The sequence below is a fragment of the Roseateles sp. genome (assembly GCF_965262435.1).
In the GTDB taxonomy this organism is placed as follows: Bacteria; Pseudomonadota; Gammaproteobacteria; order Burkholderiales; family Burkholderiaceae_C; genus Paucibacter_A.
On record NZ_OZ253537.1, the window covers coordinates 3,346,887 to 3,369,226 of the forward strand.

Consider the following 22,340-nt stretch of genomic DNA (forward strand, 5'->3'; position numbering starts at 1 on the left):
GCTCCCTCAGGCTTTCAAGGGGTAGGCGCCGATGACCTTGAAGAAGGCGCAGGATTCACGAAGCTCGGCCAGTGCGGCCTCCACATGGGGTTCGGACGGGTGGCCGTCCAGGTCGATGTAGAAGTAGTAATCCCACTGACCGGTGCGGGCCGGGCGTGATTCCAGGCGCGTCATTGACACGCCGTGGGTCTTCAGCGGCACCAGCAGGTCGTGCATGGCGCCCGGGCGGTTGGGCACAGACACGATCAGGCTGGTGCAGTCGCGGCCGGTGGCCGGTGGCATGGCCATGGTCTGCGGCAGGGTGATGACGGCAAAACGAGTGCGGTTGTAAGCCTCGTCCTGCACCGCGTGCGCCACGATGTGCAGGCCAAACAGGGTGGAGGCGCGCTCGCTGGCGATGGCGGCATAGGCCGGGTTAGCAGCCGCGAGGCGAGCACCCTCGGCGTTACTCGAGACGGCGCGGCGCTCGGCGTTCGGCAGGTGCTTGTTCAGCCAGTTCTGGCATTGGGCCAGGGCTTGCGGGTGGGCCAGCACAGCTTCGATGTCCTGCAGGCTGTTGTCCTTACGCAGCAGGTTGTGGCGGATCAGCAAGCTGACTTCGCCGACCACATGGGTAGGGGTGTGCAGGAATAAGTCCAGCGAGCGGGTGACCACGCCCTCGGTCATGTTCTCCACGCCGACCACGCCATATTGGGCGCTGCCCGAGGCGGTGGCATGGAAGACTTCGTCGAAGCTGTTGCAGTAGATCAGATCGGCCGCTCCGCCGAAATACTCGATGGCCGCTTGCTCACAGAAGGTGCCAAACGGGCCCAGTACGGCCACGCGTTGCGGCGACTCCAAGGCCAGGCAGGCCGACATGATTTCACGCCAGATGGCACTGACATGCTCGTCTTTCAGCGGGCCACGGTTGGCTTGGCGGATCTTCTCGATCACCTGCGCCACGCGGTCGGGGCGGAAGAAGGGCGAACCCTCGCGTCGTTTGACCTCGCCGACCTGCTCGGCCACATGGGCGCGGCGGTTCAGCAGGTCCAGCAGTTGCTGGTCCAGTGCGTCGATCTGTTGACGCAGTGTTCCCAGTTCGGGCAGCGGGCTGCTGCCGTCCGTATCAGCCATATTGAGCCTCGAAATCCTTCAGGTAGGCCACCAGGGCTTGCACGCCCTCCAGGGGCATGGCGTTGTAGATCGATGCCCGCATGCCGCCCACAGACTTGTGGCCCTTGAGTTGCAGCAGGTTTCGCGCCTTCGCACCGTTCAGGAAGGATTCGTTCAGCTGCGGCGTGTCGTACGCGCCGCGCAGGTAAAACGGGACATTCATGCGCGAGCGGCAGTCGGCCGCCACGCGGTTTTCAAACATCGAGGAGCCATCCAGCGCTGCGTAGAGCAGGGCCGCCTTCTCGATATTGCGCTGCTCGATGGCGGCCACGCCGTTGAGATCGCCGTGCCGGAAATCCTTGAGCCACTGGAACACCAGGCCGGCCACATAAATGCCAAAAGTGGGCGGCGTGTTGTACATGGATTTGGCCTCGGCCACGGTCTTGTAGTCGAAGGCCGAGGGACAGATCGCCATGGCGTGACCCAGCAGATCCTCGCGCACGAACACCAGGGTCAGGCCGGCCGGGCCGATATTCTTCTGCGCACCGGCAAAGGCCAAGCCGACGCGTGACCAGTCGATGGCGCGGGACAGCACATGGGAGGAGCAATCCACCACCAGGGGCGCTTCGCTGCCGAGCGCGCGCAGATCGGGTAGCTTGTGAAACTCAAGGCCGTCAATCGTTTCGTTGGAGCAGATGTGTACATAGGCCGCATCGCGGCGCAGCTGCCAACTGCCGGGTGAAGGCAGGCTGCGGTAGCCGCCCGGGCCGCTGTCGCTGGCAATTTGCACATCGGCATAGCGCCCTGCTTCCTGGGCGCTTTTCTTGGACCAGGAGCCGCTGACCACCACGTCCACCTTGCCTATGCCCTGGCGGCCCGCCAGATTCATGGGCACGATGGCGTTCTCGGCCAGGCCGCCGCCCTGCATGAAAAGAATCCGGAAATGGCTGGGTACTTGCAGCAGATCGCGCAGATCCCGCTCAGCGGTCTCGGCGATCTCGGTGAACTCGCGGCCGCGATGGCTCATCTCCATCACGCTCATGCCGGAGCCGTGCCAGTCCAGCATCTCGCTGGCCACTTGCTGCAGCACGGCTTCGGGCAATGCGGCTGGGCCGGCGGAAAAATTGAACGGGCGGGAGCTCATTGGATCGGGCCTGGTCGGGTCAACAGCGAATTCATGGTGCCGATGTGCTCGAAAGAGTCGCCACATCGACCGTCAATCAAGGCTGGGCGCAGGGCACGGTGAGCCGTGCTGCGCGCCCGCCGTTCTTTGATTGAATGCTTACTTCTTAGGCGCCGGGGTGGGCGTCGCCGAGGCGGGCTTGGCCGGAATGCCCAGCTGCTTGGCCACGCTTTGCTGCAGAACCTTGAAGCGGGTGTCCAGCGTGTTGCCGGTATCGGCCATCAACTTTTCGGTCAGCGCTTTTTGCATTTCGCCGCCCATCTGGCTGAACTTCTTGTTCACTGGCGATTCCAGCCAGGCGAGCAATTGCTTGAGCTCTTCTTCATTGAAACGCTCGTCCAGCATGGCGCCCACAGTGCTGGGGGCCAGCTTGATGGCGCGATCGCGCAGCATCGGGGCATTCTCTTCGGCGAACTTCTTGACTTCGGCCTCGATGGACTTGGCCGCTGCTTCGCGCTTTTCGGGCGGTAGTTGCTGCAGGGCGGCACTGGCGCCTTGCATCAGATTGCCCAGCGGGCCTTGGAGCACGGCGCGCGACAGGTTCTCGATGCCGGGCTGCTGCACCTGCAGCAGCTTGGCGATCAGTTCTTTCTTGGCGGGCGACGAAGCAGCCGCGGGTGTGGCTTGCGCATGGCTCACGCTGGCGGCGACGAGCAGAGTGGCTGCAGCAGCCACGGCCTGGATGGCCTTCAGGGCCTTGATGGACTTGGAGTTCAAGCTTATTCCTTGGTGGTGTCGTCGCTGGCGGCGGCGTCGTCGGCGCCGGTGGATTCGCCGTCTTCGGGGTTGGAGCTGGCGTCGGCGTTGCTGTTGTCAACTGCATCGTTTTCCACGATGCGCTGCAAACCGGAGAGCTTGCTGCCGTCGTCCAGGGCAATCAGGGTCACGCCTTGGGTGGCGCGGCCCAGTTCACGGATCTCCGAGACGCGGGTGCGTACGAGCACTCCGCGGTCGGTGATCAGCATGATTTCGTCGTCCGGGCGGACCAGGGTGGCGGCAACGACACGACCGTTGCGCTCGCTCTGTTGGATCGCGATCATGCCCTTGGTGCCGCGGCCGTGGCGGGTGTATTCAAGGATGTTGGTGCGCTTGCCGTAGCCGTTCTCGGTGGCGGTGAGCACGCTTTGCGATTCGTCCTCGGCCACCAGCATGGCGATCAGGCGCTGCTCGGGTTCCAGCATCATGCCGCGCACACCGCGTGCGGTGCGGCCCAGCGAGCGCACATCGTCTTCGTCGAAACGCACGGCCTTGCCGCCGTCGCTGAACAGCATCACGTCGTGCTTGCCGTCGGTCAGCGCGGCGCCGATCAGGTGGTCGCCCTCGTCGAGTGCGATGGCGATGATGCCGGCCTTGCGCGGATTGGAGAAGTCTTCCAGCGAGGTCTTTTTGACCGTGCCCAGGGCGGTGGCCATGAAGATGAAGTGGCCTTCCGGGAAGGTTCGGAAATCACCGGTCAGCGGCAGCACGACGGTGACTTTCTCGTCTTGCTGCAAGGGGAACATATTGACGATGGGCTTGCCACGCGAATTGCGCGAGCCCTGCGGCACTTCCCAGACCTTCAGCCAGTAGACACGGCCTCGGTTACTGAAGCACAGGATCCAGTCATGGGTGTTGGCGATGAAAAGCTGATCGACCCAATCGTCTTCCTTGGTCTGAGTCGCCTGCTTGCCGCGACCGCCGCGCTTTTGCGCCCGGTACTCGCTCAAGGCCTGGCTCTTGATATAGCCCGTGTGGGACAAGGTCACGACCATATCGGTGGGCGTGATCAGGTCTTCCGTGCCCAGTTCCTGTGCGTTGTGCTCGATGGCGCTGCGACGGGCGCCGAGCTTGGTCTGGCCGAACTCCTGACGAACCTGCACCAGCTCTTCGCTGATGATGGCGGTGACGCGAGCCGGCTTGGCCAGGATGTCCAGCAGATCAGCGATCTGGGCCATCACTTCCTTGTACTCGCCGACGATCTTGTCTTGCTCCAGCCCGGTCAGGCGCTGCAGACGCATTTGCAAAATTTCGCCGGCCTGGTCTTCCGACAGCCGGTAGAGACCGTCCTCTTGCATGCCGAACATGGCGGGCAGACCGTCCGGACGGAAGGCATTGCGGCCACCGGGCGTATCACCTTCAGCGCGCGACAACATCTCGCGCACCAGGGACGAGTCCCAGCTCTTGGCCATCAGCGCGGCCTTGGCCACGGGCGGGGTGGGTGAGGTCTTGATGGTCTCGATGAATTCATCGATATTGGCCAAGGCTACGGCCAGACCTTCGAGCACATGACCGCGTTCGCGTGCCTTGCGCAGTCCATAGACGGTGCGGCGTGTCACCACCTCGCGGCGGTGCTCCAGGAAGACGACGATCAGGTCTTTCAGGTTGCACAGCTTGGGCTGACCATCGATCAGCGCCACCATATTCATGCCGAAGGTGTCTTGCAGCTGGGTCTGCTTGTACAGATTGTTCAGCACCACCTCGGGCACTTCGCCGCGCTTGAGCTCGATCACCACCCGCATGCCGGACTTGTCGCTCTCGTCCTGGATGTGGCTGATGCCTTCGATCTTCTTCTCGTGCACCAGCTCGGCAATGCGCTCCAGCAGCGTCTTCTTGTTAACTTGATACGGAATCTCGTCAACGATGATGGACTGGCGGTTGCCGCGGTCGATGTCCTCGAAATGGACCTTGGCGCGCATCACCACCTTGCCGCGGCCGGTGCGGTAGCCATCGCGTGCGCCGGACAGGCCGTAGATGATGCCGGCGGTCGGAAAATCCGGTGCCGGGATGATTTCCATCAGCTCATCGATGCTGGTGTCCGGGTTCTTCAGCGTGTGCAGGCAGGCATCCACCACCTCGTTGAGGTTGTGCGGCGGAATATTGGTAGCCATGCCCACGGCAATGCCGGTGGAGCCGTTGACCAGCAGATTCGGAATGCGGTTGGGCAGAACCAGAGGTTCTTTTTCCGAGCCGTCGTAGTTGGGCCCGAAATCGACAGTTTCCTTGTCAATATCGGCCAGCATTTCGTGGGCGATTTTGTCCAGGCGAATTTCGGTGTATCGCATGGCCGCGGCGTTGTCGCCGTCCACCGAGCCGAAATTGCCCTGGCCATCAACCAGCATATGGCGCATGGAAAAATCTTGCGCCAAGCGAACGATGGTGTCGTACACCGCGGTATCGCCGTGCGGGTGGTATTTACCAATCACGTCGCCAACGATACGGGCCGATTTCTTGTACGGCCGGTTCCAGTCGTTGTTGAGTTCGTGCATCGCGAACAAGACGCGTCGATGCACGGGCTTCAAACCGTCACGAGCGTCGGGCAGAGCGCGGCCGACGATCACGCTCATGGCGTAGTCGAGGTATGAGCGCCGCATCTCCTCTTCGAGGCTGATCGGCAGTGTTTCCTTGGCGAACTGGGTCATGCGCTTGTGCTTGGCTCACCCATCAGATGGGCCTGCATCGTTGAGGACAGAAGCGATGGATTCTAAAGGCATGGGCGATGTCGCAGCTTTGCAACATTCGTCACTGACACAGCATAGGAGCCCGCCACAATACGAAGCTATCGGTGCCCTATGGCACAATCGATGAGTCCCTAGGAGAAACCCGTATCAGGGTATCTTTGAGGTTTTTGTTCAAGTACTGGGCACTCGCAGTGCAACTGCGGCATTCCTTGAGAGGAGAATTCATGAAGAAATTGAACCGCGTGGCATCGCTCTTCGCCGTCGCCGCTTTGGCTGCGTCTGGCGCAATGGCGCAGACCGTCGACAACTGGCGCGCCACCGATGGCACCGTTTGGAAGAACGGTAGCAATGAACACTGCTGGCGCGATGCCAACTGGACCCCGGCAACTGCCGCCAAGGATTGCGATGGTGCATTGAAGCCTGCTCCAAAGGCTGAACCGGCTCCCACACCTGCGCCGGCTGCTCCGGTGGTTGCTCCCCCGGCACCGAAGCCTGTCGTCGTGCCGCCGAAGCCGGTCAGCGAAAAGGTCACTTACGCAGCTGACGCATTCTTCGACTTCGACAAGGCTGTCCTGAAGCCCGAAGCCAAGGCCAAGTTGGATGATCTGTACGGCAAGACCAGCGGAGTGAACCTGGAAGTCATCATCGCTGTCGGTCACACCGACTCGGTGGGTTCGGATGCTTACAACCAGAAGCTGTCGGTGGCTCGTGCAGAAGCCGTCAAGGCTTATCTGGTGGGCAAGGGCGCTGAAAAGAACCGCGTCTACACCGAAGGCAAGGGCGAGAAGTCGCCTGTGGCTGACAACAAGACTGCTGAAGGCCGTTCCAAGAACCGCCGTGTGGAAATCGAAGTCGTCGGTACCCGCAACAAGTAAGTTCTGAGATGGGCGCTCTTTGCGCCCCTCAAATCAACCCCGCAGCGCTACGGCTCATGCGGGGTTTTTTTATGCCGGCTTGGTTTGTGCCCGTCAAGCTGCCGGTGGTTCTTTGTTGCTACCATCTGCGTCATGATCAATGCCGACCCTCAAGAGCTTGCCAAGTTTGGTGACCTAGCCCATCACTGGTGGGATACCGAAAGTGAATTCAAGCCGCTTCACCAGATCAACCCGCTGCGATTGGATTGGATTTCGTCCTATAGCCCCTTGGCTGGCAAACAGGTGCTGGATGTCGGTTGCGGCGGCGGTATCTTGACCGATTCCATGGCTCGCCGGGGTGCCAAGGCGCTCGGTATCGATCTGGCCACCAAAGCCCTCAAAGTGGCACAGTTGCACGCGATGGAGGCTGGAACCGAAGGCGTTGACTATCGCGAGATTGCGGTCGAGGCGCTGGCCCTGGAGCGACCGGCCAGTTTCGATGTGGTGACGTGCATGGAAATGCTGGAGCATGTGCCCGATCCAGCCTCCGTGGTTCAGGCTTGTGCGGATCTGGTCAAGCCAGGCGGCTGGGTGTTCTTGTCCACACTGAATCGCAATGCCAAGTCTTTTGTCCAGGCCATTGTTGGGGCGGAGTACGTCCTCAAGATGCTTCCTGCCGGCACGCACGAGTACGCACGCTTTTTGCGGCCCTCGGAGTTGGCGCAGTTTTGTCGTGATGCGGGATTGGACCTTCAGGCAAGCCGTGGCCTGGGTTACAACCCGCTCAATCAGCGATACAGCCTGAGCGCGGACACCAGCGTCAATTACATGTTGGCTTGCCGCAAGTCTTCATGAGTGCCTGCATGGTCAATCGTCGTTCGGACCTTCCTTGGCTGGGGGCGAAGGCGGTCTTGTTTGATCTCGATGGCACTTTGGTCGACAGTGCGCCAGATCTTGCTGGGGCGCTCAATGAAATGCGTCTGGCTCGGCACATGGCACCCCTGCCATTGACGGCTTTGCGGCCCATGGTGGGGGCTGGCGCTCGAGGCATGTTGGCGGTGGGCTTGAGTGTTTCGCCGCAAGATGCTGATTTTGAAGCGCTGAAGGTTGAGTTTCTGGATCGATATCAGGCACGGCTGACGCAGGAAACTGCCTTGTTTGATCAGGTGAATGAGCTGCTGCAAAGCCTGTCGGCGGCCGGTTTCGCCTGGGGTGTGGTGACCAACAAGGCCGAGCGATTCGCGCTGCCTTTGACCGAAGCTCTGGGCTTGAAGCATCGCGCACTGGCGGTGGTGGGTGGAGACAGTACGCCTCATGCCAAGCCTCACCCTGCGCCCTTGCTCGAAGCGGCGCGGCGCGGTGGCATTGCCGCCCATGCTTGTATCTATGTGGGCGACGACGAGCGAGACATCGTGGCGGGTCGCGCTGCAGGCATGCGTACGGTGGCTGCAGCCTGGGGCTATCTCGGTCAGGGCGAGCCGGTCGAGGCCTGGAATGCAGATATTGTTCTAAATTCGCCGATCGAGCTCTTGCAAGTGCTTGGCCTGGCCTAAAATACAAGGCTCTGGGGCCGACCAGGTTTCGACGTGGGTGCGGATCCGGAGTAGGGCATGCCGAGCACCAGTCCGCTCGTAAAACCACTGGAAACAAAGTAACTGCAAACGACTCTACGTTCGCACTCGCCGCTTAATTGCGCGTGAGCTTCTCAACGGTTGGCCAATGGGCCGGGCTCAAGCCGCAAGGTTGAAAGCTGAGAAGTCATTCACATTGGCTGGTTGTCCGCCGGGTCACTCGGCAGGCAACAAGATTTAGTGACTGGCGGGAAAGTTAGCGTGCCGCTGCGCGAACTGACCGTGAGATTCAAATCAGACGGCTACGCATGTAGAACTGCCCGGTGATGGCTTGCGGACGGGGGTTCAATTCCCCCCGGCTCCACCATTTAATGATTTCAGGACGTCCAAGACGGGCCCGAAAAATCCAAAAGGCCTAAGTGAATCAAGCACTTAGGCCTTTTTCTTTTGCCCAAGGCATCTCGTGATGTCCCTCAACTTCCGATTGGTAATACAGTAACTTTTACAGTAACCTGAAAAAAGCACGCGATGTGCGTCAGGAGTTACTGTATGGCTCGCAACCTGATCCCCTCTGATCTGTCGATCCGGACCATCAAGCCGGGTGATCCCCGCAAGCGTCTGGGCGATGGTGACAGCCTGTATCTGCTTCTTTTTGTTCGCGGCGGCTCGCATGGCTGGCGCCTGGACTACAGCTTCCAGGGACGTCGCAAGACGCTGAGCCTGGGCACGTATCCGGATACCGGCTTGGCGCTGGCTCGGCAGAAGGCTGACGAAGCGCGGCGCCTGGTGGCGCAGGGCGTGGACCCCAGTGAGGCGCGGACGGAGGCCAAGGTCGAGGCCTCGCGTCAGCGCGATGCGGAGTTGCGTGGCGAAGCCGGTTTGCCTGCAATCGGATCGTTCGAGGCCGTCGCCCGCGAATGGCTGGATACGGTTCACCAGGCTAAGGTCAGTGAGGGGCATGCCAAGCGCACTCAGATTCGGCTTGAGCAGGATGCCTTTCCGTGGATCGGCAGGCGCCCAATAGGGGAGATTGAGCCACCGGAACTCCTTCAGTGCCTGCGGCGGGTTGAGGCGCGCGGTGCGATCGAGACAGCGCACCGGATCAAGCATGCTTGCGGCCAAGTCTTTCGGTATGGAATCGCGACGGGGGTGTGCCGACGAAACCCGGCGGCCGACCTTCAGGATGCGCTGAAACCGGTTCAGGTCAGCCACCATGCAGCGATCACGGAGCCGAAGTTGGTCGGAAAGCTGATGCGCGACATCGACGCTTACACCGGGCAGCCCGTCACCCGAGCTGCCTTGCTTTTATCGCCTTTGCTCTTGTTGCGCCCTGGTGAGATGCGACACATGGAGTGGGCGTGGATCGACTTTGAAGGTGCAACTTTGACGGTGCCAGCGGTGACGATGAAGCGCAGCAAGGCAGACAAGGCGGCCGGGCCGCCTCACATCGTTCCCTTGGCGTCGCAGTCGCTGCGAATCCTACGGGAACTGCATCAGATCACGGGTACAGGCCGGTTTGTGTTTCCGGCGCTGACGACGCGGCAGCGATGCATGAGTGACAACACGGTGCGCAGTGCTCTGCGCAGGCTGGGCTACGGCAACGATGAGATGACGGCGCATGGCTTCAGGGCCACGGCGCGGACGATGATCGCCGAGCGACTCAATGTCGCCGCTGAGATCATCGAGGCTCAACTCGCGCACGCGGTATCTGATTCTCTAGGGCGGGCATACAACCGCACTCAATTCCTTGATCAACGTAGGAAGATGATGCAGTCATGGGCGAACTATCTCGACAAGATCCGCAAAGGTGCGGATGTGTTGCCGCTGCGGAGTAATGGCGCGGCCTGAGCGCGGGTGGCTCAACTCGATCTGTTGATGGGGTGCAAGGGGTCGTGAGTTCGAATCCCACCGTTCCGACCATTTTATTGAAGTAAATCAACGGGTTAGCAGCGAAAGCGGCTAACCCGTTTTTCTTTTCCGGCAGCGGTTCCGCTCAATGGGTAAACCAATGGGTAAACCGGCGGTTGGCTGTTGGGGGCTTTTGCTGGAAGTTTTTAGCCTCGCGGCATCAGCATTTTTTCTGGCGATGGCATTTGGCTGCGTTCTGCGCGGAGCCGTGTAACTGGGCATCAGCTACCGCTACGCAGTGGTTGCGGTCGGTCGGTGCCGAGTGGCTTGCGTCCGGAGATGAGCCCACTGCAGACATCGGACGCAGGCTGGCCGGAGTCTTGAAGGACCGGTTTTGGCTGGGACGAGCCGTCCGTGCATTTAAGTCACAACCGGCCTTGCGAACTTTAGCAATCGCCGAAGAGTCTCGTGAGGTTGCCCTGCGTCCAGGCCAAGACCCGGCCGCCACCCTTCACTCGGGTGTAGCCACTCGCTCGGCTTCCGATGAGCTGCACGATGGGCTTGCCTTCCGCCCGAGCCATCGCCACCTCGGCCAGCACGCCAGGCGCCCTATGCGTATAACGCCCAAGCAAGACGACGACCACGTCGCATTGATGGATCTCCTTCAGCGCCGCTTCCTTCCAACGCGGCTCTGGAGCAGCCTCTTTCAAGGAACCGTCGACCACCGAGAACGGCAGGTTCTTTCGCTTGGTCTGGCCGATCAGCAGATGCTTGAGCTGCTGATCGTTGTCGAAGTCGAAACTGACAAAAACGCGGGGTGGTCGCGTTCCATCTGATTCGGCGAGCCAAGAGAAGAACTTGCTGGCAGCGGCGCCGGCAATGGCGCCACCGACGCCGGGCGCCACCATGTGGCCCAGGGCAGCGCCTATGCCGTAGGTCCAGGCGTCCTTGCTTACGCCTTGAGAAGCATGTGATGCGCAGTAGCTGCTATTGGCCGAAGCTGGCCGCAAGCAGCGCTGATCTCTCTGGTTCTTGCCCTTGCAGCGCCCCATCACCGATCAGATCAACGCCCCGCGGCCTTCGCAGCGGCTTCAATCCATGCCCCGATGTTGTTCCGGCCATCGTCATTGACCCAGTCGTAGGTCTCATAGCCAGCGGGAAGCGGATTGGAGCCCTTTGTGTCGGTCTTGCTTTCCGCGTCTTTCATGTTGTGGATATAGACCCCCAGCAAGCCGTTGCCCCGCGCGACGCTCTGCTCGATCTCGTACTTCACATACGGCCGAGTGGAGGTCTCGTTGCCGATGAGGACCACGGTGACCGAAGATCCGACGAGCTGTTCGTCGATCCACTTCCGGATTTTGTCCGGAGTCTGCAGCTTCACCTTTTCCCATTCCGCGGCGTCCCAGAAGCCCGCGGCCTCGCGATCCTTGCCAACGACCCAGCTGTTGCGCACCTGGCCAACCCGCCAGTTGTCGCGGCCGTGGTGAAAACTGAAAAACGTACGTCGTGCCATCTGACTCTCCTCTGGACGAAAAATTCTTCTAGGAATGGGTGCAGCTTTTCCAACTGAGGGTCCCCTCTCGAACCGACTTGAGGGTCGCCCAGCGACCAAGGCCCTCGATAAAGATCCGTCACCTAGCGCAAGAAGAACGACAGCAGGATCATCAGGAGGGCCAAAGTAACGTAGTACGGGAACAAGGTTCGGGAAAACAATGCCGAGATCCATTGATTTCGTGGGTCGTTCTTGTACGGCTCGGTATTCATCGAGAAGTCGATCTCATCCTCCTTGAGTTGCCGCACGTGCTCGTACAGCGACCGGAAGCGCCTCTCCATCGAGAGGAAGTAGCCGTCCAAGAACCAGAAGATGAACAGCGGGAAATAGGCCACCACGATGTAGGCCTTGTTGGTGTCCTTGGCGGCCAGCGCGAACAGCGCAGCGATCAGGGTGATGCTCCAGCCTTTGAGCAAAAACAGGTTGCCCGACATCCGGCCGATTGACGCCTGGATGAACTCGAGATGCTTGTGCTTGTTGGAGATGTCGGACATAGCGTGCCGGGCTTGATGGGCCTACCTGCGGCGAGCTACGGCGTCATCGACCCAGGCCGCCAAGTGGTCCTTGATATGGTTGTAGGTGCCGTAGGCGGGCGGGTCGTAGACCGGCGGCCGCACGATGTTGTTATTGCCGTCACGAAAAGTGAACTGGTCGAACGGGTTCGTGCCCTTGGAGCAGGTGCCCTGCCGAGGACAGTTCAGGTTGTGGATGTGGATTCCCAGCAGGCCGCGGTTGTCCGTCCAGGCCTTGCGGATCTCATGCTGAATCCAAGGCCGCGTGTGAGTCTCGGTGCCTATCAGCACGACCACGCAGCGCTTGTATTTCATGTTGTCATCGATCCAGCGCTCGACCGCCGCAGAGCCGCGACGCTTGACCGTCTCCCAGTCGTTCGGAGATACGGGCTCGTCGCCGTCGATCATGCCCATTTGCCGGATCTGTTGGACCCGCATGACGTCGTTGTCGAAGTGAAAGCTATAGAACACCGGAACTCGTGCCATCGTCTCCTCCTTGGTTTACGTGCGCTTCTCGCTTTTGGCTAGGACGAATGCCCAGCCCGCCGTACAGCAGCGCGACGAAGTCCAGTGGCGCCAGATCATCAGGGACCTGATAGTTGAGATCTGCGGCCAGCTGCACGGTCGCGCCACCGGTCTGAGCGATAGGGATGCAGGTGGCGTTGGGCCAGTACTGCCTGAACAGCTTGTGCTCATCCAGGATGCCGTGCATGCCGCCGATGAAAACCGCCGCCTCAAAGTCGGTGGACATGAACATGGCCTTGCGCATCTCCAGCAAGCTCGCTTCCACGTCCTCGCCGACAGCGTCAACCAGCGTCACATTGGCAAAGTGCCTGTTCTCGGCGGGCAGCACCTTCTGGAACAGCCGCGACTGAAAGAGTTCGACCGCCACTGTGTACTCGACGCCAACGGCCTGGGCAGCACACCACAACAACGGCGTGATCGCCGGGTGGCCGCCCCAAACCAACTTCTTGCGACCCAGCACTACCTGCGCCAGCGCGTTGACGGCTGCCTGGATCTCCTGTGGCCGACAGTCCGAGCTGTACGGCTCGCGCGTCGGCACGCTAGCTGATAAAAAGATCGCGCCCACGGCTACTGCTCGATGTCGGCCAACTGCCAATCCACCTCTCGGCTTCGCAGCCATTTGACCGCACCAACACGGGAAGCGAGCCAGTCCAGGTGGCGCCGCCATTCCTCGCTGATACCGAGATGGTCGTAGACCACAGCCGCAGCGCGCGAGTCGCTCAGGTCAATGCAGTCGTGGACATCGACCGACGTCGGCACGCCAACGACCGGGTAGGCCACAAGTGAGTTGCCAGAGGGCAGCTTCAGGATGACGGAGCGCTTCTGGCCTACGCCTTCGACGCTGCCGCCCAAGTCCTGGATGGCGGTTCGCAGCGTACCGACCATGTTGGAGTGCCGCAGCGCCACGCTGACGCTTCGCACACGCTCGAGCTCGAGTGCGACATCCGCTACCACCCCTGACGCGAGACGTGCGCCATTGAAGTCGGCTTCGGTCAACTTTTTGCACGTGGCCAGGTGTGACTCGCGCACAGGCGTATGGCCAGGCCAAACCAACTGAAGCATGGAGATGTGCTTGGCGATAGCCCGCCCCCACTCGGCTGTGGTCCACCGGCTGGTGAAGTAGCCCGGGGTGTCGAGCATGACCAGCACATCAGAATCGCACAACCGATGCCAGAGTGCAGCTTGGAAGTCGGCGGCCACGGAGACTGAGTGCGTGTCCAGGAATACATCGAAATGACGCGCAGATAGCGCCTCGTAGAGCTGCAGGGCGACGTCGGCCGACTCCTCACGGCGATAGCTGACGAAGACACGCCGCTGGGCTGGCAGCAATCCTAGACACTGCAATGCAGCCGTGACGACCCGACTTAGGCCTGCATCAGCGGGGTCATGGAACATCGCATTGATTTTGCACAACTCCGCTGGCAACTCGGCGCTGACGCGGGCGGCCGCGCTGACGATGGGCACCACGGGCACACCCAACTTGGTCAGCCGGGCCGCTTCAGGGTACTCAGCGCCGTCGGCACCGAAGAAGACGGCCACTGTGGCTGTCGTATCGCTGAAGTCGGCGTTGATGCCGCGGTCGATCGTGTAGTCGCGGCCGCGCAGCAAGCCAAACAAGCCGAGGCATTCGTCAAACGTCGCCGAGAAGGCAGATGTCTGTGGGTCGGTCGGTGAACCCAGTAGCAGGCATTGATAGAGCGCCATGGACCGCACCCTCACAGGAACGGCACGGTGCGCACGAACTGCCCGTGGTGGCTGCCCGCCGGCACCCAGAGCAGTTCACCGGCGCTGGACGTGTCGACACGGCGGTATAGCTGCATGTACTCGTTGCCATGTGTTGTCGTTGAATCGGATGTCTGGACGATGGCGATACGGTCCTGCTGCTTTTGGCCATCGGCATAGCCCAACTCCCAGGGGCACCAGCGCGAGGCCATGGAGTTGGCGGTGGCCAGAAACAGGAACCAGTCGCATGTCTTGATGCGGTGCTGGATGCGTGACGCCGTTTCTCGATTGGGCTCGGACGGCATCGACGCGTCCTTCCAGTCGATGTAGAGCTCGACACCCTGTTCTGCGAGCAATGCTTGCAACCCCTCAGCGAGCTTGTCGTCACGGTGGCTGTGGCACAGAAAGGCCGTCTTTTGCAAGGCGGCACGAACTTGCGATTTGAGAAGCGGCCGCCGTTGACCGGCCCGCATCAGTTCTGATTGAGCGATTGCCATTGTTTTTTATCCTATCCCTGTAGACACAGTAACGAAATGTTTGCGTGCAGTCAATGCGGAGACACGCTGGCCAGAGATACAAGCTTGGGCCGGGCAGAATCGCTGTCAACAACACAAACCGGGAGGCTGGAATGGGTGAGTGGGTTCTAGTCTTGGCGATAAACATCACCAGCGGTACGCCTGGTGAAGTCCGCGACGTGTCGCTGTCTACTCTGGGTGGTTTCAGCTCCAAGGCAATTTGCGAAGCTGCCGCTCAAACCATCGCGAGCCGCGCGATCTCGGTAGTCGGTCAAGCTCGTATGCAGGCCGGCATCCAGGGTAACGGCGGGAAGTCGACCCCGGTGGTGAACTACGAGTGCGTGTTCATCAAGAAGTGACCTCGCCGCCATGACCGTCATCGCGACCTTTGGCTTCCCTGATCATCCGATGGCCTTCGGCGACATGCTGGTGTCCGGCCCGGAGCGGACGGATCGAAAGATTGGTATCCCGTCGATTGGAGACGTAACCAATTTCTTCCCCGAAGGCTCCGGTTGGTCAATCACCGGCCTCGCGCAGAAGCTGGTCATCGTGTCCGACGAGTGCGTCGTCGGCTGGGCGGGCAGCCAGCTCGGCGCCCGGATGGCGATCCACGACCTGCGCAGTCTGGCGTCGTCGGAGCGGCTGACGCCAGCTAGCATCCGGCACTTCCTCGACAACATGAATGTCGACACGCGCAACCTGGGCACCAGCCTACTCGGCCTGCTTCGCACGGACGCGGGCTTCGAGCGCTTTGCGTTTGACCCCAGCTGCGAGGCCACCATGCTCGACGGAACACCCGTGACGCTAGCCGGCTCCGGCGCGAATACCATCGCGAAATTCCTCAGTACCAGCCGCAGAACGAGACTGCGCCAGGACGATTCTGCAGTGCACCCGGCCGAGAAGGCCTATGAGCTGGGCCTGCAAATCGCTGGGGTTCACCTCCGCATGGAAGAGGCGCATGACGCTCAGCTGCTCCAGTACTTCGGCGGTCTGTATGAGGTTGCAGTGTTCAACGGCGAGCGGTTCACCAAGGACCTCGGCGTCACCTACGTGCTGTGGGAGGGCAAGGACCCTGACGCGAACGGCTTTTCCAGGCCGAGTCACATCATTACGACGAACTACTTCGATGACGTCCTGGTCTTTAGAAGCCAGAAGCTTGTCTGGAAAGAGGGAACGACGTTTGTCGCGGGAGACCTACAAGTCCACTCAATCAGTCCGATATACGGACGCACCGACCCATCGTTCCGGCCGACGCCGGCAATGGTGGTGCAGCAGACGCCCTGGACCTGCCATTGCTTTCTTACCAGGAGAAGCAACGGGAGCATCCGACAGCTGGCCATCGTGCAGCGGCCAAACTATGACGGTTCGGACAACTTCTCGATCGAGGCCCGGGAAGGCATTGTCGTCAAGGTCAATTGGAAGAAGCAGTTCTGGGAGGACCTACAGTTTGCGATTGAGGTGGACTAGGCAGACGAGTCGGTCGCATCCCTGGTGCCGCAGCAACAGGCGGTCGCCAGTGGCGCCATGCATGGGGTCGCGCACGCCGTTGCTGGGCACCTCACTTCGCAGCCGCTCCCCAAGCGCCAGCTTTGCGGAGACAGAACTAGGTTCGCGCCGGCAGAACCCTTGCGCTGAAGGGCGATTGACCGATTCCGAGGGCGAGCCGCCGGGTGGGGCCAGAAGCGCGCAGTGACCGGTTTTTGTGGATGCTGCCGCTCCGACATCGCCATGCCAATGTCTCAGATCAGCCTATTGCTGAAGTTCAGTGGGCCTCCGCATTGGGCGAATTGCAGCCACCGAAGATTGACGACCGATCGTCGCATATGGGGTGGTGGTTGCAAGCGGGCGGGACTATGGCGAAGGGTTGGATGCAGTCCTGTGTCGAGCATCGACGAGAGACCACTGACGCCATGGGCCGAGCGACTTCTTTTAGTCGAGAGTCGTTTGCTGCGCGGCTGAAAGCGAACGACAGCATTGAGGAGAAGACAACAACCCTCACGTGAAACGTGCAGGATGGGCGGCGGAGCAAAGCAGACAACGTTGGTTCAAGCCGCTTTTTCTTTAGGCGCTTCAAACCGATGGAGAACTTCCTTGCTGGAGTTCAAACCGCAGATGCCGACATGCCCGTAGCTGATCGTCATGGCAATCAAGCGGACCGTCTCTTAGGCATTCGGGGTAGTAGGCGAATCGGCTTTCGATTTCGCCGCCTCTGCCTCGACCAGCACAACGATCTGGGAGGCCCTGCGGCGCAGGGGCTTGGCTAGCTTCATCAAAGTCGTCAAGGTCGGCTGCCTCTCGCCTCTCTCGAGCATGCTTATGTAGTTCCGTTCTAGTTCCGCTTCAAAGCCGAGTTGCTCCTGGGTCAGTCCGGCTTGTTTGCGGAGGTCTCGCAAGACTCGCCCAAAAATGATCGCCAATTCCAAGGAAATCTCCAACTATCGTTGGAGAGATTGGGCTGATTTGCTATTATTTTGTCCTCCAACTATGGTTGGAATATCAGGCGGGTCATGAGTACTTGTGGGGCCAAATGCTGCGTAGCTAGCGGTGGCCTGTGATGTTCAAACCGCACGGACTGTGGCGATTGATCGCGAGCAGGCGCCTACCGAGAGACGTAGTCACTCAACCGCAAGGTGGTGACGCGCATGTTGCGTTCGGGTGCATGAATCGCTCAGTGGTTTTCAGGTCCAGCTCTATGGACTCCATAGCAATACAGAAGAGACGGGGCACACCGCTGTGAATTCAAGTTTTCATACTGCCTTCAAACGCGTCCGCGCTGCACTGATTCGCCGTGGGCGATCGGGCGACGACGCGGATGACCTCGTGCAAGAGGCCTGGGTGCGCCTGGCTTGCTACGAGCGCGAGCGGGTGGTGGATGCACCGGAAGCCTTCTTGATGCGGACTGCGTTGAACCTGTCCATTGATGCCCACCGAGCCAGCGTTAGTCATGGCGAACAACTGATGGTGGATGAGGTGGTCCTGCTTGACACCGCTCCTGGCACTGAGGCGATCGTGCTGGCTCGGGAGCGCATGGCGCGTTTAAGCCTTGGGTTAGGGCGCTTGACTGATAAGACCCGGGACATTTTTCTGTCACACCGGATCGATGGTTTGACTTACCAAAAGATTGCCCAGAATCAAGGCCTGAGCATCAGCACCGTGGAGAAGCATGTCGCCAAGGCTACCCTGCAGCTGGCAAGCTGGATGGAAGGTTGGTAGTGGTCACTGAGTTTGAGGCGGAGCCGGGCGGGGCGGCGCGTTTGTACAGTGGGCGAGATGAGCGGGCTGCAGAAGCCGAGCATCAGGCTCCGCCGTTGGTGTCGCCTGACATCGCTGCCGAAGCTGCTGTGTGGATCGCCCGTTTGCATGGCCCCTGCCGCACGCCAGCTATGGTGCGCGAGTGCTTGGCTTGGCAGGCCCGGTCACCCTCGCATCGGCTTGCATTCGAGCGGTGCACAGAGACATGGCAGGAGGTTGCGAATCTCAGTCTCAGTGCGTATGCCAACACCTTGAGCAGTGCAAAAGGGGTTCCACCACAAAGTGTGAGGGTCACCAGGCCTATGCAGCGGGCCTTGGTAGGGGTTTTCCTGGTGCTGGCCTCCCTGCTGGTTTTGGCGCTGCAGTCATGGCGCACTGGAGAGGTGTACGCCACGGGAGTGGGGGAGCACCGGGTGGTGATGCTGCAGGACGGCAGTCGCATGTCTCTGAACACCGCCACCAAAGTTCGGGCACGTCTGAGTTCCTCTCAGCGGCTCGTTGAAGTCGAGGCTGGGGAGGCGCTGTTCGAAGTGGTCAAGGACACCAGCCGACCCTTTCTGGTGACGGCGGGTGGGACTGAGGTCAAAGCGACGGGAACTGCGTTTCTCGTGCGCTTGCAGCCGAGCAGTCAGGAGGTCAGCACCTCGCTCGAAGTGACCTTGATCGAGGGGCAGGTTGTCTTGCGGCCGCAGTCAGGCCAGGTGGCCGCAGCGGCGGGGGCTGGTCCGGTCGTGATGACTGCTGGGGAGCGTGTGCGCGTTGATGGCGCAATGGCCGCTTCAGGGGTCTCCAAGGTGCGAGTTGAAGGGGCAGGCCTGGACCGAGCTGTGGCCTGGACACGTGGAGAGGCCTCGTTTGACGATGTCACTCTCAATGAGGCCGTGGCCGAGATGAACCGCTATAGCTCGAAGCCCATCGTGATGGTCGATGCCGACAGGCTCAAGGCGCTGCGAGTCAGTGGCCTGTTCAGGACCGGCGACAGTGCGAGCTTTGCGCGTGCGGTGGGGGCGCTGTATGGCTTGGACGTCAGAGAGCAATCTGATCGTTTGGAGTTGGCTCCCCGCTGAAACGATGCTGCTGGTGCAGCAGCAGGGCAGGGGAGAGGCGGCCCGTTCCCGTGCCAGCGGGCGGGGGCTTCACTGCCTTCATGCGGTGCATGAACGCGCCCCCGTGCCGGACAGGCCTTTGGCCAGACCGGCACCGCTGACACCCGCCACGCCCGATGCCGGGCCGCCGGAGCCCGTTCCTGCCGACTTGATGTCGCGCCCGGGGCGTCACTCGTGCACTGGGCTCAAAAGGGTTCGGATGCGGTCCGGATATGGTCCGCTTTTGGTCCGGATACGGTCCGGATACGGTTCGCTTACGGTCCGGTTTTGGTCCGGATACGGTCCGGATATGGCCCGGTTTCGGTCCACATCCGCCAGGTTGCTGTCGGTTGGCTAGCGATCAGGCTCACCGCGTGCTCGGAAAGTTAGGAATCGTCGGTGATTTGGGCCTGAATTTCAGCGCCTAGCCACACCTTTGAAGACCAAGAACAGTAGAAAAACTGAGTGCAGGATAGGCGGGGCGCCAGCATTTGGATGCCACTCTTGCCTTCACGCATGCCGTGATGGGATGAGGTTTTGGCAGACGAGTATCGAATGGCGCCAGTTGGGGCATGCGTTCACAGTGCTCTTCCGCCGTGTAGCCATCACGCCAACCTGCTGGGCAGGAGTACTGAGTTTGTTCCGTTCAGCTACTTTGTTGCGGTTTGATGTCAGACGCCATTTCAGCACCTTGACTCACTGCTTCCGCCTCCGGCATTTGGCTCGACGTGCGCCGTCGCCTCGGTACTTGCATGCTCACCCCACCTATTTACGGGGTTAGTGCAGTTTTTTGGGGTCGACTTGCTTAGAATCCGCAGCGCTGTAAAAGCCGGTGTCTTGATTTGACACACGAAGAGTAGAACGAGCTGAGGGAGTGACATGCAGGAGCGAGGTGGACCTGCGGCAGTGCCGCAGGCGGATTTGCTGTGGGTGATTGGTTCGCTGTGCGCTTTGCACGGGCGGCCTTTTTCCGCCGAGCTGCTCGCGCGTGAGTTCCCGGTCCCGTGTGACGAATCTGCGCTTGTCTTGGCAGCCCAGGCCTTGGGCTTGAGGCTGAAAGCCATCAAGCTGCAACCCGCCAAGCTTCATCGACTGGTGTTTCCGCTGGTCGTGGGCTTGCGGCGAGCGGAGCTGGCCGCCGAGCCGGTCGACGGTGTGTCTGGCGCGGAGGCGTCGGCCGAAGGGCCGCAGTTCGGCATCGTGACCGAAGCCGCAGACGGCCATGTCCTGCTTTACCCGGCCGGCAGCCGCGAAGCCCAGCGTCTGTCGTTCGCTGAGTTTTGCGAGCGAAGCGATGGGCGCGCCTGGCTGTGCGCGCCCGTGGCAGAAGCCGCGACGGACCCCGATGCCGTAGGGTCGGTGAACAAGCGCTTCGGTTTCAAGTGGTTCGTGCCTGAACTGCTCAAACACCGGCGCGTGTGGCGAGATGTGCTCTTCGCCTCTGCCGCACTGCAGATCATTGCGCTCGCGACACCGCTGTTCACACAGGCCATCATCGACAAGGTCGTTGTGCACCACACCCAGAGCACGCTGATCGCCATTGGCATTGCGATGGCCTTGTTCACCGTGTTCGGCAGCATCCTGACCTGGGTGCGCCAGTACCTGGTGCTGCACACCGGCAACCGCGTGGACGCCGTGCTGGGCGCCGCCGTGTGGGAGCACCTGCTGTGTCTGCCGCTGCGCTATTTTGAGCACCGCCCCACGGGCGTGGTTGCTGCACGCATGCACGGGGTCGAAAACATCCGGCAGTTTGTCGCCGGCGCAGCCGTGTCCTTGGTGCTGGACCTGCCATTTCTTTTGATTTGCCTGGGTGTGATGTTCTGGTACAGCGTGACGCTGACCGCCATCGTGCTGGGCATTCTTGCGGTCATTGCGCTGGCCAGCGTCCTGGTGGCGCCGGTGTTCCAGGCCCGGCTGAACGAGCAGTTCTTGCTCAGCGCCCGCAACCAGGCCTTCATCACCGAGCACATCGCCGGCTTTGAGACCGTCAAGAGCTTGCAAATGGAGCCGCAATTGCGCAAGCGCTATGCGGGCTTCCTGGCAACTTACTTGCAGAGCGGCTTCCAGACCCAGCAGATCGGCAACACCTACAACGTGATCGCCAATACGCTGGAGCAGGCCATGACCCTGCTGGTGCTGATGGTGGGCGCCTACACGGTCATGAAGGACGATGCCTTCACCATCGGCATGCTGGTCGCGTTCCAGATGTTCTCAGGCAAGCTCAGCCAGCCGGTGCTGCGCATCGTGGGGCTGTGGTCGCAGTTCCAGCAGGCCAAGCTCAGTGTGGACCGTTTGGGCGACCTGATGAATGCGCCGATTGAGCCCTATTCGACAGTGCCCAAACGCCAGGTCGATGGTGCCGGGCGCATCGAAGCCAAGGGCCTGGCTTTCCGCTACGCGGACGATCGCCCCATGCTGTTCGAGAACCTCAATCTGGTCGTGGAGCCCGGTCGGGCCATGGCCATCATGGGGCCCTCGGGCACGGGCAAGAGCACGCTGGCCAAGCTGATGCTTGGCTTCTACCAGCCCACGGCGGGCAGCCTGTGCGTGGACGGCGTTGATGCCCGGCATTTGAGTGCCAACGAGTTGCGCAACTACTTTGGCGTGGTGCCGCAGGAGACCACGCTGTTCAGTGGCCCCATCTTCGCCAACCTGACCGCAGGCAACCCCGGCGCCAGCTTCGAGCAGGTGGTCAGCGCCTGCCGCATGGCCGGCATCCACGAGGTCATCGAGGCCTTGCCCCAGGGCTACCACACCGAGGTGGGCGAGCGTGGCGTCGGTTTGTCGGGCGGGCAGAAACAGCGCCTGGCAATCGCCCGCGCCTTGCTCAAAGGCCCCAAGGTGCTGATTTTTGATGAGGCCACCTCGGCCCTGGATGCCGAGACGGCCGAGAGCTTCGCCCGCACCATCAATGGACTGAAGGGTCAGGTCACCATGCTCTTCATCACCCATGCCCTGCCCCGCAACCTCAAGATCGACGAGGTCTTGCACCTCAGCAAGGACGGCGCCCACCAGTTGCGCGCCGTGGCCGCCGCTGCCGCCCCGGGAGGCGCGCACCCTTCAGGACCCGGGGCGCCAGCCAGCGCTGCGGTTTCCGGCCGCCCCGCACTGATGCCAGCCACCCCAGGCGCGCCGAGTTCGGGCACCCAGGGCTGAGGCGGTCGCCAAGCAGCCCGGCCGCCTATTCATCAC

21 protein-coding genes, 1 other RNA gene and 1 pseudogene are annotated in these 22,340 nt (G+C 61.2%); 11 read left to right on the top strand and 12 right to left on the bottom strand.

The features are described from left to right. Positions 1-6: 6 nt before the first annotated feature. From pheA to gyrA, 4 genes are all read right to left on the bottom strand, one after another. Positions 7-1,113: a prephenate dehydratase gene (gene pheA, locus ACQY39_RS14470; protein WP_428507353.1), complete on the bottom strand. Its 1,107-nt coding sequence runs from the start codon at positions 1,111-1,113 to the stop codon at positions 7-9. Next, complete coding sequence (serC, locus tag ACQY39_RS14475) at positions 1,106-2,236, bottom strand: 3-phosphoserine/phosphohydroxythreonine transaminase (RefSeq protein WP_428507355.1); 1,131 nt, start codon at positions 2,234-2,236, stop codon at positions 1,106-1,108. Before serC ends, pheA begins: the two co-directional genes overlap by 8 nt. 138 nt (positions 2,237-2,374) lie before the next feature. Beyond that, positions 2,375-2,992: a DUF2059 domain-containing protein gene (locus tag ACQY39_RS14480; RefSeq protein WP_428507357.1), complete on the bottom strand. Its 618-nt coding sequence runs from the start codon at positions 2,990-2,992 to the stop codon at positions 2,375-2,377. A 2-nt stretch (positions 2,993-2,994) separates the two neighbouring features. Continuing rightward, positions 2,995-5,673, bottom strand: a complete 2,679-nt coding sequence (gene gyrA / locus ACQY39_RS14485) for a DNA gyrase subunit A (protein ID WP_428507359.1) — start codon at positions 5,671-5,673, stop codon at positions 2,995-2,997. Positions 5,674-5,936: 263 nt separating this feature from the next. Between gyrA and ompA the strand changes: the two genes are divergently transcribed. The 5 genes from ompA to ACQY39_RS14510 all read left to right on the top strand — a co-directional run bounded on the left by ompA (position 5,937) and on the right by ACQY39_RS14510 (position 9,985). After that, positions 5,937-6,587 carry an outer membrane protein OmpA gene (gene ompA / locus ACQY39_RS14490; protein ID WP_428507361.1) on the top strand — a complete coding sequence of 217 codons (651 nt, stop codon included), beginning with the start codon at positions 5,937-5,939 and terminating at the stop codon, positions 6,585-6,587. Between the two features lie 132 nt (positions 6,588-6,719). Next, positions 6,720-7,421, top strand: coding sequence for a bifunctional 2-polyprenyl-6-hydroxyphenol methylase/3-demethylubiquinol 3-O-methyltransferase UbiG (gene ubiG / locus ACQY39_RS14495; RefSeq protein WP_428507363.1), 702 nt, complete (start codon positions 6,720-6,722; stop codon positions 7,419-7,421). An 8-nt stretch (positions 7,422-7,429) separates the two neighbouring features. Then, positions 7,430-8,119 (top strand): phosphoglycolate phosphatase, encoded by a 690-nt coding sequence (gene gph / locus ACQY39_RS14500; protein WP_428507365.1) that lies wholly within the window; start codon positions 7,430-7,432, stop codon positions 8,117-8,119. A gap of 13 nt (positions 8,120-8,132) precedes the next feature. Beyond that, positions 8,133-8,504, top strand: a transfer-messenger RNA (tmRNA) gene (ssrA, locus tag ACQY39_RS14505). A 182-nt stretch (positions 8,505-8,686) separates the two neighbouring features. Continuing rightward, the gene (locus ACQY39_RS14510) at positions 8,687-9,985 is read left to right on the top strand and encodes a tyrosine-type recombinase/integrase (RefSeq protein ID WP_428507367.1); all 1,299 of its coding nucleotides are present in this window, start codon (positions 8,687-8,689) and stop codon (positions 9,983-9,985) included. A gap of 446 nt (positions 9,986-10,431) precedes the next feature. Here the strand turns inward: ACQY39_RS14510 and ACQY39_RS14515 are convergent, their stop codons facing one another. The 7 genes from ACQY39_RS14515 to ACQY39_RS14545 form a co-directional block, all read right to left on the bottom strand. After that, complete coding sequence (locus ACQY39_RS14515; protein WP_428507369.1) at positions 10,432-11,037, bottom strand: TIR domain-containing protein; 606 nt, start codon at positions 11,035-11,037, stop codon at positions 10,432-10,434. An 11-nt stretch (positions 11,038-11,048) separates the two neighbouring features. After that, positions 11,049-11,498, bottom strand: coding sequence for a TIR domain-containing protein (locus tag ACQY39_RS14520; RefSeq protein ID WP_428507371.1), 450 nt, complete (start codon positions 11,496-11,498; stop codon positions 11,049-11,051). Positions 11,499-11,620: 122 nt separating this feature from the next. Then, positions 11,621-12,031, bottom strand: coding sequence for a hypothetical protein (locus ACQY39_RS14525; RefSeq protein ID WP_428507373.1), 411 nt, complete (start codon positions 12,029-12,031; stop codon positions 11,621-11,623). Positions 12,032-12,052: 21 nt separating this feature from the next. Next, positions 12,053-12,535, bottom strand: a complete 483-nt coding sequence (locus ACQY39_RS14530; protein WP_428507375.1) for a TIR domain-containing protein — start codon at positions 12,533-12,535, stop codon at positions 12,053-12,055. Beyond that, positions 12,510-13,139, bottom strand: coding sequence for a hypothetical protein (locus tag ACQY39_RS14535; RefSeq protein ID WP_428507377.1), 630 nt, complete (start codon positions 13,137-13,139; stop codon positions 12,510-12,512). Before ACQY39_RS14535 ends, ACQY39_RS14530 begins: the two co-directional genes overlap by 26 nt. A gap of 2 nt (positions 13,140-13,141) precedes the next feature. Beyond that, the gene (locus ACQY39_RS14540) at positions 13,142-14,278 is read right to left on the bottom strand and encodes a toll/interleukin-1 receptor domain-containing protein (protein WP_428507379.1); all 1,137 of its coding nucleotides are present in this window, start codon (positions 14,276-14,278) and stop codon (positions 13,142-13,144) included. Between the two features lie 11 nt (positions 14,279-14,289). Beyond that, positions 14,290-14,793, bottom strand: a complete 504-nt coding sequence (locus tag ACQY39_RS14545) for a toll/interleukin-1 receptor domain-containing protein (RefSeq protein ID WP_428507381.1) — start codon at positions 14,791-14,793, stop codon at positions 14,290-14,292. A 131-nt stretch (positions 14,794-14,924) separates the two neighbouring features. Here ACQY39_RS14545 and ACQY39_RS14550 point away from each other — a divergent pair, with 131 nt between their 5' ends. Next, positions 14,925-15,170, top strand: a complete 246-nt coding sequence (locus ACQY39_RS14550; RefSeq protein WP_428507383.1) for a hypothetical protein — start codon at positions 14,925-14,927, stop codon at positions 15,168-15,170. 10 nt (positions 15,171-15,180) lie between these two features. Continuing rightward, complete coding sequence (locus ACQY39_RS14555) at positions 15,181-16,278, top strand: hypothetical protein (RefSeq protein ID WP_428507385.1); 1,098 nt, start codon at positions 15,181-15,183, stop codon at positions 16,276-16,278. A 695-nt stretch (positions 16,279-16,973) separates the two neighbouring features. Here the strand turns inward: ACQY39_RS14555 and ACQY39_RS14560 are convergent. After that, the gene (locus ACQY39_RS14560) at positions 16,974-17,234 is read right to left on the bottom strand and encodes a helix-turn-helix domain-containing protein (RefSeq protein ID WP_428507387.1); all 261 of its coding nucleotides are present in this window, start codon (positions 17,232-17,234) and stop codon (positions 16,974-16,976) included. A gap of 232 nt (positions 17,235-17,466) precedes the next feature. Here ACQY39_RS14560 and ACQY39_RS14565 point away from each other — a divergent pair, with 232 nt between their 5' ends. The 4 genes and pseudogenes from ACQY39_RS14565 (at position 17,467) to ACQY39_RS14580 (ending at position 22,304) form a co-directional block, all read left to right on the top strand. Further along, complete coding sequence (locus ACQY39_RS14565) at positions 17,467-18,024, top strand: RNA polymerase sigma factor (protein ID WP_428507389.1); 558 nt, start codon at positions 17,467-17,469, stop codon at positions 18,022-18,024. Positions 18,025-18,152: 128 nt separating this feature from the next. Next, positions 18,153-18,248 (top strand): annotated as a pseudogene (locus tag ACQY39_RS14570) (FecR/PupR family sigma factor regulator); the annotation flags it as partial. 117 nt (positions 18,249-18,365) lie between these two features. Next, positions 18,366-19,130, top strand: coding sequence for a FecR family protein (locus ACQY39_RS14575; protein ID WP_428510821.1), 765 nt, complete (start codon positions 18,366-18,368; stop codon positions 19,128-19,130). Between the two features lie 1,065 nt (positions 19,131-20,195). Further along, entirely contained in the window at positions 20,196-22,304 is a 2,109-nt protein-coding gene (locus ACQY39_RS14580) for a peptidase domain-containing ABC transporter (protein WP_428507391.1), read from the top strand. The last annotated feature ends 36 nt before the right edge of the window (positions 22,305-22,340 follow it).

Coding starts and splice junctions, on each gene's coding strand:
- ACQY39_RS14530 (WP_428507375.1), bottom strand. CDS start 12,535: ATGGCACGAGTTCCGGTGTTCTATAGCTTTCACTTCGACAACGACGTC.
- ACQY39_RS14520 (WP_428507371.1), bottom strand. CDS start 11,498: ATGGCACGACGTACGTTTTTCAGTTTTCACCACGGCCGCGACAACTGG.
- gph (WP_428507365.1), top strand. CDS start 7,430: ATGGTCAATCGTCGTTCGGACCTTCCTTGGCTGGGGGCGAAGGCGGTC.
- ubiG (WP_428507363.1), top strand. CDS start 6,720: ATGATCAATGCCGACCCTCAAGAGCTTGCCAAGTTTGGTGACCTAGCC.
- ACQY39_RS14575 (WP_428510821.1), top strand. CDS start 18,366: ATGCAGCGGGCCTTGGTAGGGGTTTTCCTGGTGCTGGCCTCCCTGCTG.
- ACQY39_RS14515 (WP_428507369.1), bottom strand. CDS start 11,037: ATGGGGCGCTGCAAGGGCAAGAACCAGAGAGATCAGCGCTGCTTGCGG.
- ACQY39_RS14510 (WP_428507367.1), top strand. CDS start 8,687: ATGGCTCGCAACCTGATCCCCTCTGATCTGTCGATCCGGACCATCAAG.
- ACQY39_RS14555 (WP_428507385.1), top strand. CDS start 15,181: ATGACCGTCATCGCGACCTTTGGCTTCCCTGATCATCCGATGGCCTTC.
- ACQY39_RS14540 (WP_428507379.1), bottom strand. CDS start 14,278: ATGGCGCTCTATCAATGCCTGCTACTGGGTTCACCGACCGACCCACAG.
- ACQY39_RS14545 (WP_428507381.1), bottom strand. CDS start 14,793: ATGGCAATCGCTCAATCAGAACTGATGCGGGCCGGTCAACGGCGGCCG.
- pheA (WP_428507353.1), bottom strand. CDS start 1,113: ATGGCTGATACGGACGGCAGCAGCCCGCTGCCCGAACTGGGAACACTG.
- serC (WP_428507355.1), bottom strand. CDS start 2,236: ATGAGCTCCCGCCCGTTCAATTTTTCCGCCGGCCCAGCCGCATTGCCC.
- gyrA (WP_428507359.1), bottom strand. CDS start 5,673: ATGACCCAGTTCGCCAAGGAAACACTGCCGATCAGCCTCGAAGAGGAG.
- ACQY39_RS14525 (WP_428507373.1), bottom strand. CDS start 12,031: ATGTCCGACATCTCCAACAAGCACAAGCATCTCGAGTTCATCCAGGCG.
- ACQY39_RS14550 (WP_428507383.1), top strand. CDS start 14,925: ATGGGTGAGTGGGTTCTAGTCTTGGCGATAAACATCACCAGCGGTACG.
- ompA (WP_428507361.1), top strand. CDS start 5,937: ATGAAGAAATTGAACCGCGTGGCATCGCTCTTCGCCGTCGCCGCTTTG.